Origin of the sequence: Streptomyces sp. VTCC 41912, assembly GCF_045799175.1 — a bacterium.
In the GTDB taxonomy this organism is placed as follows: Bacteria; Actinomycetota; Actinomycetes; order Streptomycetales; family Streptomycetaceae; genus Streptomyces; species Streptomyces albulus_C.
Genome location: NZ_JBJMAB010000040.1, coordinates 69,061 through 81,858 on the forward strand (window position 1 = coordinate 69,061; position 12,798 = coordinate 81,858).

Genomic DNA, 12,798 nt, shown 5'->3' on the forward strand with positions numbered 1-12,798 from the left:
CTCACGCCGGCCGGAACACCGGTACCGCGCACCCGCCGCCCCCCGCCGGCCCGTCGCCGCTCCCCCCGGCCTGCGCGGGGCGGAAGTGCACCGCGAGCGGCATCCCGATCCGCAGGTCCGACGCCGCGCAGTCGGTCACCTCGGTCATCATCCGGGGGCCCTCGGCGAGTTCGACGACCGCGGCGACGTACGGGACCCGGTCGCCGAACGGCGGCAGGTCGTTGCGGTGCACGACGGACCAGGTGTACAGGGTGGCCCGCCCGGTGGCCGGCTCCCAGGCGACGTCCTCGCTCCAGCACCGCGGGCAGAACTCCCGCGGGTAGTGGTGCACTGCCCCGCACCCCTCGGCCCGGCACCGGCGCAACAGCAACCGGCCCTCGGCCGCCGCGGCCCAGTACGGCCGGGTAAAGGCGTCCACCTCCGGCTGATCGAACCGCGCCGCCGCGCGCCCCGGCGGGGCCGCCGCACCCTGCACCCGTCCCGCCCTTCCGGCGTCGTCCCGCACGGCCATCCCGACACTCCCTTCAACGGTTCAACCCGGCACATCTGACGATGCATCAGTTCAATCAGGTCCGGCCAGTCCAGCCCATCGGCCGCCCGCCCGCAAGAGGGTCGACACCCCCGCCCCCTCGGGCGGCGCCGCGAAGCTTTACCGCGCACACCCATTCCTGACACGACGTCAGTTCAGTAATCTGACTATGCGTCAGCTACTGCTGAGCGCGGTACGGCGCGCAGTCCACGAGAGCCGTCACACAGGAGCGGGCGTCTGCGATGCTTGGATCGACTCACGGCACCCTCACCACGCACTCCCGGCCGGCCCGCGTCGTGGCCTGCGGGGAGCGCCCACCCCACACCGTCCACGGCACCGCCGACCCCGACGGCGCCGACGGCCCGCGGTCCGCCGGCGCCGCCACCGGCCCGGCCGGCATCGACCAGGACGTCAGCGGACGCCCGCTGTACGCGCCGGTGCCCGACCTGGACCGCTTCTTCCGGCCCGAGTCGGTGGCCGTGATCGGCGCCTCGGACAGCGAGGGCCGACCCAACACCGGCATCACCCGACAGCTGATCGCCTGGGCGGAGCGGGTCGGCGCCCGGCTCCACCCCGTCAACCCCGGGCGCGAGCGGGTCTTCGGCCTGCCCTGCCACGCCGGCGTCGGCGAACTGCCGGAGCCGGTCGACCTGGCCGTGCTGCTGGTCGGCGACCCGCTGCCGCTGATCGGACAACTGGCCGAGGCCAAGGTGAAGTTCGCGGTGGCCTTCGCCTCCGGCTTCGCCGAGACCGGCGAGGACGGCGCGGCCGCCCAGGCCCGGCTGGCCGACGCCGTGGCCCGCTCCGGCCTGCGACTGCTCGGCCCCAACACCAACCTCAACGCCTTCGAGAAGTTCCGCGACGACCTCGACGGCCCGGCCATCGCCCTGATCACGCAGTCGGGCCACCAGGGCCGACCGGTCTTCACCCTCCAGGAACTGGGCGTCCGCCTCTCGCACTGGGCGCCGACCGGCAACGAGGCCGACCTGGAGACCGCCGACTTCCTCTCCTACTTCGCCACCCGCCCCGAGGTCGGCGCGATCGCCGCATACGTCGAAGGGCTCAAGGACGGCCGCAGCTTCCTGCTCGCCGCCGACCGCGCCGCCCGCAACAAGGTGCCGGTGGTCGTCGTCAAGGTCGGCCGCACCGAGGCCGGCGCCCGGACCGCCGCCTCGCACACCGGCAAACTCACCGGCGCGGACGAGGTGGTGGACGCGGCACTGCGGCAGTTCGGCGTGATCCGGGTGGACGGCCTCGACGAGCTCCAGGACACCGCGGCGCTGCTGGCCCGCGCCAAGAAGCCCACCGCCGAGGGCGTCGCGGTCTATTCGATCTCCGGCGGCACCGGCGCCCACTTCGCCGACCTGGCGACCGCGGCGGGCCTGACCCTGCCCGCCCTGTCCCACGCCAAGCAGACCGAACTCCACCAGTGGATACCGGACTACCTCAACGTCGCCAACCCGATCGACAACGGCGGGCACCCGGTCGGCGACTGGCGCGGCCGCAAGATCATCGACGCGATCCTCGCCGACCCGTCCGTCGGCGTCCTGATCTGCCCGATCACCGGCCCCTTCCCGCCCATGAGCGACAAGCTGGCGCAGGACCTCGTCGACGCGGCGGAGCAGACGGACAAGCTGGTGTGCGTGGTCTGGGGGTCCCCGGTCGGCACCGAGGACGCCTACCGCCGCACCCTCCTCGGCTCCTCCCGCGTGGCGACCTTCCGCACCTTCGCCAACTGCATCACCGCCGTCCGCGCCCACCTCGACCACCACCGCTTCACCGCCGCCTACCGCTCCCCCTTCGACGACGCCCCGCGCACGGCCTCCCCCTCCGCCCGCAAGGCCCAGGCCCTGCTGCGCCCCGGCCAGCAGCTCAGCGAGCACGCGGCGAAGCAACTGCTGCGCGCCTACGGCATCCGCGTCCCACGGGAACAGCTGGTGACCAGCGCGGCGGCGGCCGTCCGGGCGGCGAGCCAGGTCGGCTACCCGGTGGTGCTGAAGGGCTCCGGCCCGGAACTGGCGCACAAGACCGAACTCGGCCTGGTCAAGGTCGGGTTGACCTCGGCGAGCCAGGTCCGCGACGCCTACCGCGAACTGACCGACATCGCCCGCTACGAGGACCTGCCGCTGGACGGCGTCCTGGTCTGCCAGATGATCGAACGGGGCGTCGAGATGGTCGTCGGCGTCACCCCCGACCCGCTCTTCGGGCCGACCGTCTCCGTCGGCCTCGGCGGGGTGCTGGTCGAGGTCCTGAACGACATCGCGGTCGGCGTCCCGCCCTTCGGGGAGGAACACGCCCGCAGCATGCTGCGCCGACTGCGCGGGCACGCGCTCCTGGAGGGCGTCCGCGGCATGCCGCCCGCGGACACCGACGCGCTGGTCGAGACCGTGCTGCGGGTGCAGCGGATGGCCCTCGAACTCGACGGCGAACTGGCCGAGCTGGACATCAACCCGCTGGTCGTGCTGCCCCGCGGGCAGGGTGCCGTGGCCCTGGACGCCCTCGCGGTGTGCCACTGACCACCGACCGGCCGCGCCCACGCCCCCGTCCGCCCTCTTCCCCGGAGCCGCTCCGCCATGACCTCCGCGCCCTCCCCCCGCCCCGCACCGGCTGCCGACCCGGTCGACGCCCTGGTGCTCCACGCCGCGCACGACGGCGTCACCCACCTCACCCTCAACCGCCCCGACGCCCTCAACGCCCTCACCTGGGATATGCGCGAACGCCTCATCGCCCACCTCGCCGACGCCGCCGCCGACCCGGACGTCCGCGCCGTGGTGCTCACCGCGACCGGCAAGGGCTTCTGCGCCGGTGCCGACCTGCGCGGCGCACCGGCCGCCGGGGACCGGGTCGCCGGCGACGTCGCCCGGATGATCCGCAACGGCGCGCAACGCCTCGTCACCGCCGTCCTGGACTGCGAGAAACCGGTGATCGCCGCCGTCAACGGCACCGCCGCCGGCATCGGCGCCCACCTCGCGTTCGCCTGCGACCTGGTGCTGGCCGCCGAATCCGCCCGCTTCATCGAGGTGTTCGTCCGCCGCGGCCTGGTCCCGGACGGCGGCGGCGCCTACCTGCTGCCGCGGCTCGTCGGCCCGCAGCGCGCCAAGGAGCTGATGTTCTTCGGGGACGCCGTGCCGGCCGCCGAGGCCGCGCGGCTGGGCCTGGTCAACCGGGTCGTCCCGGACGAGGAGTTGGCGAACACCGCCCGCGCGTGGGCCGAGCGGCTCGCCGCCGGCCCCACCCGCGCGCTCGCCCTCACCAAGGCGCTGGTCAACGCCTCCCTCGACGGCGACCGCGGGACGTCCCTCGCGGCCGAGGCCACCGCCCAGGAGATCAACATGACGACGGTGGACGCACAGGAGGGCGTCGCCTCGTTCGTCGAACGCCGCCGCCCCGCGTACCGGGGCCGGTGACGCCCGTCCGGCCGCCTCACCGGCCGTCCGCCGGGCACTCCGGCACCTCCCGGGTGTTGCGGGTGCGCACCCCGGGCAGCCACCCCTCCGCCCCCTGCCCGGTGCGCACCCGGTACCAGCGGGTGGAGGTGACGCCCTGCTCGTCCCGCACCAGCTGCCCGTCCGCCACCACGCACCGGGCCGCGAGCACCTCCCCGTGCCACACCCGCCCCGCGGTGTTGCCGCGCGCCGCGTACGCCCGGTGCGGGTCCTCGGCCAACCGCAGTGCGCACTCCAGGGTGTGCCGCGGGCGGCACGCCGCCTCGCTGTTGTAGACCGTGAGCGGCACCGTCCGGGGCGGCCCGGCCGGTCTGACCTCCAGCGCAGCCGGCCGCAGGAACGCCCACCAGACGCCCAGCACCACCGCCGCCACCGCTGCCGCGACCGCCACCACGACGGCGTACGGGTGCCGCCGCGGCAACCGGGCCGCGGCGAAGCGTCCCGCGGACCCCGCGGCACCGGCCGAACGCCCCTCCGCCGCGGGCTCCTTGACCCGTTCCCACAGCCCCGGCGGCGTCTCGATCTCCTCGTCGGCCGCCCGCAGCCTCGCCCGCAGCAGCGCCTCGACCTCGCCGTCGCCGCCCGCGCCGTCCCGTGGCCCCGCGCCCACCGTGCCGCTCACCTCCCGGCCTGCCCGTGCTCCGATTCAACGAGATACGCGCGCAGCCTGTCCAGGGCACGCGCCCGGTGCCGGGCGGCGGTGCCGCGGTGCACCTTCATGATCTGCGCGGCCTGGTCGATCGTGTACCCGTCGAGGTCCACGAGGATGACGATCCCCGCCTGCCGGTGCGACAACCGGCCCAACAGCCGGACCGCCTCCAGCTCCGCGTGCCGCCGCCCCACCCCGCCGTCCCACCCGCCGAACCCGCCCCCGGCGCGCGGCCCGGCACCGGCCCCCGGCCCGTCCGCCTCGTCCACCGCCTCCACCAGCACCTGCCGCCGCTCCTTGCGGTGGGCGTCCCGGGCCACGCTGAGGACGGCGGTGAAGGCGTAGGCGTACGGCTCCGGGTGGGCGAGGAAGCGCTGCGGGCGGGCGGCGAGCTTGAGGTACGCCTCGTGCACCACGTCCTCCGCCGACTGGCGCGTGCCGGCGAGCATCACGGCCCGCCGGTAGAGCCGCGGCAACAGCTCGCAGAAGACCTCGTCGAAGGTGGGCGCCGCGGCGTTCGGGCCGCCCGGCGGTCCGGGCGGGCGGGACCGCGGGTGCGGTTTCCCCGCCCCCGTCGGACGGGCCTGCGGGGGCCCGGCGGCCGACCAGGAGGTCGGCGGTGTCGCATCGGCCATGACCGGAACACTCCCCCGTGCTGGGCTGCGGCGCGGCCGAGGTGGAAGGTACCCGAGCGCTCGGCGGGCAATCAGGAACGCGGTGCCCAATCTGCCCCGAACCACCATGATCCAGCCGGCTTTTCCGCACCAAACCACCCGTGTGAGTGGCGCCTCCACCCTTCCGATCTGACGATGCATCAGATTCAATGGAGGCGCCAGCCCACCGAACGCCGTAAGGGGACGGAAGCCATGATGGGACACGCCGGAATGGCGGCCACCGCCATTCGCTACCTCCGCTCCGTCGGCGCCCCCACCACCGCCGCGCCGTCGGCGGCGCCCGCCCGCACCACCACCCCGCGCCCCCCGCTGCGCGCCGTGCGCGACGGCGAGCGCGCCCCCCTCGATCCGGCCGAATTCCGCGCCGTGCTGGGGCACTTCGCGAGCGGCGTCACGCTCATCACGGCCCCCGGCGAACCGCAGCCGGCCGGCTTCGCGTGCCAGTCCTTCGCCTCGCTCTCCCTGGACCCGCCGCTGGTGGCGTTCATGGTCGCCCGCACCTCGACGACCTGGCCGCGCCTGGCGCGGGCCGGCGTGTTCTGCGTCAACGTCCTCGGCGCCGACCAGGGCGACCTCTGCCGGGCGTTCGCGGTCAGCGGCGCCGACAAGTTCGCCGGCGTCCGGCACACCCCGGCCCCGGCCACCGGCTCCCCCCGCCTCGCGGACGTGCCCGCCTGGATCGACTGCGCCGTGCACGCCGTGCACACCGGCGGCGACCACCTCATCGTCGTCGGCCGCGTCGAGGCCCTCGGCACCGACCCGGCCGCAGCGGCCCGCGGCCCGCTGCTCTTCCACCGGGGGGCGTTCGGCCGGTTCACCCAGTAGGCCACCGGTGGACCCCTCGCCCTACGGAGCCTGCAACCCATAAGCCGCCTACCGGAACCCGGCGCCCGTCACCGGCAGAAGACCGAAGCCGCCCGCCCCTTCACCCGTTCCCGCACACCGCGGCCCCGTACGGCTGACGACGGGCAGGAAGAGCACCGGTCGGGCCGACCACTCCACCCACACCCCGCCACAGTCGAGCGCCAACCCGCACGACTCGCCCCGGTACAGCGCGGCAACCGCCCCCACCTGCCCGCCACCGTCGCCCGCCACCCGCCGCAACGCCCGCCCACCGGCGACCCCGCCGGCCAACCGCCGCGCGTCCGCCCGGATCGCCCGCACGGCACGCACCGGATCGGCGACGGCGCAGGCCGACCACGACGCGACCTCCTCCGCGCGCGCCGACCGGTACACCACCCGCTCGCACCACACCCCCGCCGCACCGAACCCCCCGCTCACGCCGCCAGCCACGCCGACCCCCGCACGTCCGCCCAGGACACCCCCTCGCGCCGGACGACCAGGTCATAGGCACACCCGTCTCCGTCAACGACCGTCAGTCGTAACGGACTTCCGTACTCCAGCGCACTCACCGCCGCCGCGAACTCCGCCCCTTCCCCGAGCCACGCCGGCACCCCGCCCTCGTACGGCGCGCCTAACTGCTGTGCCACCTGCCGCGCCCGCGTCCGCATCCACCCCACGGCCCGACGAGGCGAGGACGACGCCCACCCGCCGAGCCGGATCATCGCCCCGTCCGGGCACCGCACCGTCACCTCCGCCCGATACCTGGCCACGCTCCCGATACAGCCAACTCCGCCCACACGACCTTTCCGATGCCGTCCGGCTCCACGCCCCAGCCACTTGCCAAGGCATCCACGAGCACCAACCCACGACCACATTCCGCGTCCTCCTCTTCCGTCGCTTCCGTTCCCTTGCCGCTGATCACGGGACGGCCGCCACTCCCGTCCCGCACCTCCAGCCGCACCCGCCGCCCACCGCCCTCCAGCGCGAACCGGACGCCGACCCAGGTACCACCGTCGGCCGCCTGCGCCCGCACGGCGTTGGTCACGAGCTCCGACACCAACAGCGCCGCAGATTCCCCCAGTTCACCGGCCAGCCCCCACTGCTCCAGCTGCCGCCGCAGCTCTCTACGGACCCAGCCGACGCTGCGGGGTTTGCTCGGTAAGCGGTAAGCGACTAAGGCTGGCGTGGCAGATGCGACGCGTGCTGCGGCTGGCCGAGCGCGTGTGGACATGGCTATCCCCTTGCTGCGCATGACGGAGCGACGAGCATTTCGAGCGGTCACCGAACGGACACGCTCTGCAACTGGGCACTAGAGTGCTCGGCGCTCGCAGTTTTGGCAAGTGCGCCATTGTCACTAGTGCCAGTTTCTTGGCCGACCGCTAGTGTTCAGGTAACGAGCGGTTCAGGAGGGGTACTTCATGGCCGGAACGCGTCCGACGGTCCGACGACGACGCCTTGCAGCAAAGCTGGTCGAGTTCCGGGAGCAGGCGGGAAAGTCTCCACAGGAGGCAGCCGAACGGGTCGGATGCCACCGCACGAAGATCAACAAGATCGAGAACGCCCGGCTGGGGATTTCGCTGGGCGAGCTGCGTGATCTATTGCGGTTCTATGGGGTTGATGGCGACGATGCCCTGGTCGAAGACATGCTGTCGCTGGCGCGGCGCAGTCGAGAACCGGGATGGGTGCAGCGTGCGGGACTTGCGCGTCCGTCGCTCACAGACGTCATCGACTACGAGAGGACGGCCGACTACATCCGGTCGTACCAAGGCACCGTCATCACAGGTCTGTTGCAGACCCCTGACTACGCCCGAGCCGTGGTCTCTGCCCCACCCTCAATCCTCGCCGAGGAGGAGATCGAGGCGCTGGTGGAGTCGCGCATAAAGCGACAGGAGGTGTTGGAACGCACCGCTCCACCTCGCCTGTGCGTGATTGAGACGGAGGCGGCCCTACGGCTTCAGGTTGGAGGTCATCAAGTGATGCGCAAGCAACTGGCCCACCTGGAGACCATGGCCGGGAACCCTTCCGTTGAGGTTCAGGTCATCCCTGACCGGGCAGGCGCACACGCAGGGCTACCGGGTTCGTTCGTGCTCTTCGGGTTCCCGAACCCCACCTACTCCGACGTCGTGTGTATCGAGCACCACACTGGGGTGCTCTATCTGGAGACCGAGGAAGAGACGGCGGAATATACGCTCATCTTTGACTCGCTCCGGTCAATCGCCTTGAGCCCGGGGGACAGCCTCGACCTGATCGCCAAGGTGCGGCAGGACTTGTAGCAGCACGAACGTTAGAGAGGTAACAGGGCATGAGCATCCTGAATCTTGAGATCGCAACCTGGCGTAAGAGCAGCTACAGCACCTCAGGAGGCGAGTGCGTAGAGATTGCCGACGACACCCCCGGCGTCGTACCCGTACGCGACAGCAAGAACCCCGCCGGTCCTCACCTCGTCTTCGGTGACGGTGCCTGGGCCTCCTTCATAGCCGCGCTGAAGAACGACTGAGCCGCGCCCGCCCGGCTGGCCATCCTGTTCAAGGAGTACCGGTGACCATATTCGAGTTTCGCAAGTCCAGTTACAGCGGCTCCCAGGGGGAATGCGTGGAGGTTGCCCGCAACGTCCCCGGGGCCGCGGCCGTGCGCGACAGCAAGAACGCCGCGGGCCCGCAGATGACCGCGAGCGCAGCCGCCTGGGCCTCCTTCATCGACGCCGTGAAGAGCGGCGGGACGGCGGTCGACTGAGCCGCCGGAATACCCCCGCACCACCACCCACCGAGCCCCGGTCCCTCCCGGACCGGGGCTCGCTGGCGCTTGTGACCGGCAAGGACGTGGCGCGGCAGCCCGGATGGCGCGCGCTCAGGCCGCGACGGCCGCCGACCGCCCCCGCAACACCAGCGCCATCAGCGCCGCCACCGCGCACAGCGCGCCGGAGGCGTACCAGACCGGGTCGTAGGTGCCGAGTGTGTCGCGGGCCAGTCCGCCCAGGTAGGCGATGAGCGCGGCGCCGACCTGGTGGGCGGCGAGGACCCAGCCGAAGACGATGGCGCTGTCGTCGCCGTAGTGGGCGCGGCAGAGGGCCAGGGTCGGGGGCACGGTCGCGACCCAGTCGAGGCCGTAGAAGACGATGAAGAAGACCATCGGGGGATGGACGGTGGCGGAGAGCAGGAAGGGCAGGAAGAGCAGCGAGACGCCGCGGAGGGCGTAGTAGACCGCGAGCAGGCGGCGGGTGTCGAAGCGGTCGGTGAGCCAGCCGGAGCCGATGGTGCCGGCGATGTCGAAGACGCCGATCACGGCGAGCAGCGAGGCGGCCGCCGTCATGGGCATGCCGTGGTCGTGGGCGGCGGGCACGAAGTGGGTCTTGACCAGGCCGTTCGTGGTGGCACCGCAGATCGCGAAGGTGCCGGACAGCAGCCAGAAGGGCGCCGTACGGGCCGCGGAGAAGAGGGCGGCCAGGGCACGGCGGGCGGCGCCGCGCTGCGGGGGCGGCTTGGGGACGAACTCCGCCGAGCCGTAGGGGGCGGTGCCGACGTCGGCCGGGTGGTCGCGCAGCAGGAGCCACACCAGGGGGACGACGGCGAGGGCGGCCAGGGCGACGGTGACCGCGGCCGGGCGCCAGGAATACCGCTCGACGATCATCGACAGCAGCGGCAGGAAGACCAGTTGCCCGGAGGCACCGGCCGCGGTCAGGATGCCGCTGACCAGGCCGCGGCGGGCGGTGAACCAGCGGTTGGTGACGGTCGCGGCGAACGCCAGCGCCATCGAGCCGCTGCCCAGACCGACCAACACGCCCCAGCACAGCACCAGTTGCCAGCTCGCGGTCATGAAGACGGTGAGGCCGGCGCCGACCGCGATCACGGTCAGCGCCGCGGCCACCACCCGGCGGATGCCGAAGCGGTCCATCAGGGCGGCGGCGAACGGCGCGGTCAGCCCGTAGAGGGCGAGGTTGACCGAGACCGCGAGGCCGATGGTGCCGCGCGACCAGTGGAACTCGGCGTGCAGCGGGTCGATCAGCAGACCGGGCAGGGAGGCGAAGCCGGCCGCACCGATCAGGGTCAGGAAGGTGGCGGCGGCGACCGACCAGGCGCGGTGCGGACGCCGCCGGACGGGGGCCGGGCCGGATGACGGCCCCGGGCTCACGGGGGCGGCGGCGGTGGGAGCGGGCGGCTCGGACGAGGTGCGGGTCACCCGAGCAGCTTCGACGAGCCGGCCCGCCCGTACGAGTGGCCGAACGGACAGGGATCGCAAGGATCGGGACAGCCCACGCGCCCCGCCCGCCGCACGCCCCCTCACCCCCCGAAGACCAGCACCGCCCGCGCCACCCGTCCACGGTGCGCGTCCTCCGCCGCCTTGGCGAAGTCCGCCACCCCGTACGTCGCGGTCACCAACTCGTCCAGCAGCAGCCGCCCTTCGCGGTACAGCCGGGCGTAGAGCGCGATGTCCCGTTGCGGGCGGGCCGAGCCGTAGCGGCAGCCGAGGATCGACTTGTCCAAGTACATGGCCGAGACCAGGAACGACGCCTCGGCGGTGGCCGGCGGGACGCCGAGGAGCACCGCCTGCCCGCGCCGGTCCAACAGGTCGATCGCCTGCCGGATCAACCGGGTGCTGCCCACACACTCGAAGGTGTGGTCGGCGCCGGTCGGCAGGATCTCCCGCACCGCCTTGACGGCGTCCGGCACGGCCGAGGCGTCGACGAAGTGCGTCGCCCCGAACTGCCGGGCCGACGCCTCCTTGTCCGGGTTGGCGTCCACCGCCACGATCACCGAGGCGCCCGCGATCCGGGCGCCCTGGAGCACGTTGAGGCCGATGCCGCCGGCGCCGATCACCACCACCGAGTCCCCGCGGTCCACCCGCGCCCGGTTCAGCACCGCGCCCACCCCGGTCAGCACGCCGCACCCGATCAGCGCGGCCGACGTCAGCGGGATGTCCTTCGGGATCTTCACCGCCTGGACCGCCTTGACGACCGTCCGCTCCGCGAACGCCGAGTTCGACGCGAAGTTGTACAGCTCCGCGCCGCCCCGCCGGAACGGCGTCCCGGGCATCCCGATCGCCTTGCGGCACATCGTGGGCCGTCCGCGGTCGCACTCCGCGCAGGTACCGCAGTTCGCCAGCGTCGAGAGTGCCACGTGGTCACCGGGCGCCACGTGGCTCACGCCCGCCCCCACGGCCTCGACCACGCCCGCGCCCTCGTGCCCGAGCACCACCGGCACCGGGAACGGAATCGTCCCGTCGATCACCGACAGATCGCTGTGGCACAACCCGGCCGCCCGGATGCCCACCAGCACCTCGCCCGGCCCCGGATCCCGCACCTCCAGGTCGTCCACGTACCGGGCCTGTTCACCGTCGAATATGACGCCTTTCATCCCCGCTCCACTCTGGGCAGGCCGAGCACCCGCTCGGCGATGATGTTGCGCTGGATCTCGTCCGAGCCGCCGTAGATCGTGTCGGCCCGGGTGAACAGGAACAGCCGCTGCCAGTCGTCGAGCGCGTACGGCGCCGCGGCGGACCAGTCGGCGGGCCCCACGGCCCCGACCGCGCCCCGTACCCGCATCGCCACCTCGCCCAACCGCTGGTGCCACCCGCCCCACAGCAGCTTCGCCACGCTCGGCGCCCCCGCGTCGCCCGCCGCACCCAAGGTCCGCAGTGCGTTCCACCGCATGACCCGCAACTCGGCCCACTGACGGACGAGTTGCTCGCGCAGCACGGGATCGCGCACCGCCCCGCCGCGCACCGCGGCGTCGATCACCTCCGCCAACTCGCCGACGAATCCGATCTGTTGGACGAGCGTCGACACCCCGCGTTCCAGGGCGAGCAGCCCCATCGCCACCCGCCAGCCGGCCCCCTCGCCGCCCACCACGTGGTCGGCGTGCGCCACCGCCCCGTCGAAGAACACCTCGTTGAACTCCGCGGTCCCGGACATCTGCCGGATCGGCCGCACCTCGATGCGCCCCGGCTGGTCCATCGGCACCAGCAGGAACGACAGCCCGCGGTGCCGCCGCGCCCCCGGATCGGTGCGCGCCAGGACGAAGCACCAGTCGGCCTCCGCGGCCAGCGAGGTCCACACCTTCTGGCCGCTGATCCGGTATCCGGCCCCGTCCCGGACCGCCGTCGTCCGCAGTCCGGCCAGGTCCGACCCGGCCTCCGGCTCGCTGTAGCCCTGGCACCACAGCTCCTCGCCCCGCGCCACGGCCGGCAGGAACCGCTTCCGCTGCGCCTCGTCCCCGTACGCGATCAGGGTCGGCGCCAGCAGGTTCTCCCCGATGTGGCCCACCCGACCCGGCGCCCCGGCCCGCGCGTACTCCTCCGCCCACACCACCTGCTGCGTGAGCGACCCGGCCCGGTTCCCGTACGCCCCGTGCGCCCGGTCCCACCCCAGCCCGATCCACCCCCCGCGCCCCAACTCCCGCTCCCAGCGCCGCCGGACGGCGACCCCGACGTGCTCGCTCCCGGGCCCGCCACCCGCCCCCAACGCGGCGAACTCGCCCACGAGGTGCGACGCGAGCCACCCCCGCACCTCGCCCCGAAACCCCTCGTCCTCATCACCAAACCCGAACTCCACCCGAGCCCTCCCTCTGGCACCAACCCACCCACCCGTCTTTCCCCCACCCCCAACGGGAGGGGACGGGCCGGAGGGGGTGGTGTGCAGGACGTAAAGCGCAGCAGTCCTGC

Annotated in this window: 15 protein-coding genes; 6 read left to right on the forward strand and 9 right to left on the reverse strand. The window is 73.3% G+C overall.

What is annotated here, in order from left to right; translation table 11 throughout:
* Position 1: 1 nt before the first annotated feature.
* Positions 2-511: a Zn-ribbon domain-containing OB-fold protein gene (locus tag ACJ6WD_RS34835; RefSeq protein WP_233658821.1), complete on the reverse strand. Its 510-nt coding sequence runs from the start codon at positions 509-511 to the stop codon at positions 2-4.
* Between the two features lie 260 nt (positions 512-771).
* On the opposite strand from ACJ6WD_RS34835, the gene ACJ6WD_RS34840 reads away from it, so the two are divergent.
* Together ACJ6WD_RS34840 and ACJ6WD_RS34845 are read left to right on the forward strand one after the other, a co-directional pair.
* Entirely contained in the window at positions 772-3,045 is a 2,274-nt protein-coding gene (locus ACJ6WD_RS34840) for an acetate--CoA ligase family protein (RefSeq protein ID WP_331247697.1), read from the forward strand.
* Positions 3,046-3,102: 57 nt separating this feature from the next.
* A complete protein-coding gene (locus ACJ6WD_RS34845; protein ID WP_376447289.1) occupies positions 3,103-3,936 on the forward strand; it encodes an enoyl-CoA hydratase/isomerase family protein in 834 nt (277 codons plus the stop codon).
* Positions 3,937-3,952: 16 nt separating this feature from the next.
* On the opposite strand, the gene ACJ6WD_RS34850 is transcribed toward ACJ6WD_RS34845, so the two are convergent.
* On the reverse strand, positions 3,953-4,597 hold the full coding sequence (locus tag ACJ6WD_RS34850) for a hypothetical protein (RefSeq protein ID WP_331247699.1): 645 nt from the start codon (positions 4,595-4,597) through the stop codon (positions 3,953-3,955).
* Complete coding sequence (locus ACJ6WD_RS34855) at positions 4,594-5,259, reverse strand: RNA polymerase sigma factor (RefSeq protein ID WP_233658839.1); 666 nt, start codon at positions 5,257-5,259, stop codon at positions 4,594-4,596. Before ACJ6WD_RS34855 ends, ACJ6WD_RS34850 begins: the two co-directional genes overlap by 4 nt.
* A 231-nt stretch (positions 5,260-5,490) precedes the next feature.
* On the opposite strand from ACJ6WD_RS34855, the gene ACJ6WD_RS34860 reads away from it, so the two are divergent.
* Positions 5,491-6,123: a flavin reductase family protein gene (locus tag ACJ6WD_RS34860; protein ID WP_233658841.1), complete on the forward strand. Its 633-nt coding sequence runs from the start codon at positions 5,491-5,493 to the stop codon at positions 6,121-6,123.
* Positions 6,124-6,171: 48 nt separating this feature from the next.
* Here ACJ6WD_RS34860 and ACJ6WD_RS34865 read toward each other — a convergent pair whose 3' ends face one another.
* From ACJ6WD_RS34865 to ACJ6WD_RS34875, 3 genes are all read right to left on the reverse strand, one after another.
* The gene (locus ACJ6WD_RS34865; protein WP_331247700.1) at positions 6,172-6,579 is read right to left on the reverse strand and encodes a hypothetical protein; all 408 of its coding nucleotides are present in this window, start codon (positions 6,577-6,579) and stop codon (positions 6,172-6,174) included.
* Positions 6,576-6,788 carry a hypothetical protein gene (locus ACJ6WD_RS34870; protein ID WP_331247701.1) on the reverse strand — a complete coding sequence of 71 codons (213 nt, stop codon included), beginning with the start codon at positions 6,786-6,788 and terminating at the stop codon, positions 6,576-6,578. The genes ACJ6WD_RS34865 and ACJ6WD_RS34870 overlap by 4 nt, the downstream gene beginning before the upstream one ends.
* Positions 6,789-6,886: 98 nt before the next feature.
* Entirely contained in the window at positions 6,887-7,393 is a 507-nt protein-coding gene (locus tag ACJ6WD_RS34875) for an ATP-binding protein (protein ID WP_407617230.1), read from the reverse strand.
* Positions 7,394-7,559: 166 nt separating this feature from the next.
* On the opposite strand from ACJ6WD_RS34875, the gene ACJ6WD_RS34880 reads away from it, so the two are divergent.
* The 3 genes from ACJ6WD_RS34880 to ACJ6WD_RS34890 are packed head-to-tail and all read left to right on the forward strand — an operon-like array spanning position 7,560 to position 8,874.
* Positions 7,560-8,414 (forward strand): helix-turn-helix transcriptional regulator, encoded by an 855-nt coding sequence (locus tag ACJ6WD_RS34880; protein WP_331247703.1) that lies wholly within the window; start codon positions 7,560-7,562, stop codon positions 8,412-8,414.
* Positions 8,415-8,443: 29 nt separating this feature from the next.
* The gene (locus ACJ6WD_RS34885; RefSeq protein WP_331247704.1) at positions 8,444-8,638 is read left to right on the forward strand and encodes a DUF397 domain-containing protein; all 195 of its coding nucleotides are present in this window, start codon (positions 8,444-8,446) and stop codon (positions 8,636-8,638) included.
* Positions 8,639-8,679: 41 nt separating this feature from the next.
* Positions 8,680-8,874: a DUF397 domain-containing protein gene (locus ACJ6WD_RS34890; RefSeq protein ID WP_331247706.1), complete on the forward strand. Its 195-nt coding sequence runs from the start codon at positions 8,680-8,682 to the stop codon at positions 8,872-8,874.
* 114 nt (positions 8,875-8,988) lie between these two features.
* On the opposite strand, the gene ACJ6WD_RS34895 is transcribed toward ACJ6WD_RS34890, so the two are convergent.
* The 3 genes from ACJ6WD_RS34895 to ACJ6WD_RS34905 form a co-directional block, all read right to left on the reverse strand.
* A complete protein-coding gene (locus ACJ6WD_RS34895; protein WP_374206825.1) occupies positions 8,989-10,317 on the reverse strand; it encodes an MFS transporter in 1,329 nt (442 codons plus the stop codon).
* Positions 10,318-10,418: 101 nt separating this feature from the next.
* Positions 10,419-11,492 (reverse strand): Zn-dependent alcohol dehydrogenase, encoded by a 1,074-nt coding sequence (locus ACJ6WD_RS34900; RefSeq protein ID WP_233658867.1) that lies wholly within the window; start codon positions 11,490-11,492, stop codon positions 10,419-10,421.
* Entirely contained in the window at positions 11,489-12,688 is a 1,200-nt protein-coding gene (locus ACJ6WD_RS34905) for an acyl-CoA dehydrogenase family protein (protein WP_233658874.1), read from the reverse strand. The genes ACJ6WD_RS34900 and ACJ6WD_RS34905 overlap by 4 nt, the downstream gene beginning before the upstream one ends.
* Between the last annotated feature and the right edge of the window lie 110 nt (positions 12,689-12,798).

Bases quoted from the DNA above. Each gene is read 5' to 3' on its own strand.
- ACJ6WD_RS34840 (WP_331247697.1), top strand. From the start codon at position 772: ATGCTTGGATCGACTCACGGCACCCTCACCACGCACTCCCGGCCGGCC.
- ACJ6WD_RS34835 (WP_233658821.1), bottom strand. From the start codon at position 511: ATGGCCGTGCGGGACGACGCCGGAAGGGCGGGACGGGTGCAGGGTGCG.
- ACJ6WD_RS34855 (WP_233658839.1), bottom strand. From the start codon at position 5,259: ATGGCCGATGCGACACCGCCGACCTCCTGGTCGGCCGCCGGGCCCCCG.
- ACJ6WD_RS34875 (WP_407617230.1), bottom strand. From the start codon at position 7,393: ATGCGCAGCAAGGGGATAGCCATGTCCACACGCGCTCGGCCAGCCGCA.
- ACJ6WD_RS34885 (WP_331247704.1), top strand. From the start codon at position 8,444: ATGAGCATCCTGAATCTTGAGATCGCAACCTGGCGTAAGAGCAGCTAC.
- ACJ6WD_RS34900 (WP_233658867.1), bottom strand. From the start codon at position 11,492: ATGAAAGGCGTCATATTCGACGGTGAACAGGCCCGGTACGTGGACGAC.
- ACJ6WD_RS34880 (WP_331247703.1), top strand. From the start codon at position 7,560: ATGGCCGGAACGCGTCCGACGGTCCGACGACGACGCCTTGCAGCAAAG.
- ACJ6WD_RS34845 (WP_376447289.1), top strand. From the start codon at position 3,103: ATGACCTCCGCGCCCTCCCCCCGCCCCGCACCGGCTGCCGACCCGGTC.
- ACJ6WD_RS34860 (WP_233658841.1), top strand. From the start codon at position 5,491: ATGATGGGACACGCCGGAATGGCGGCCACCGCCATTCGCTACCTCCGC.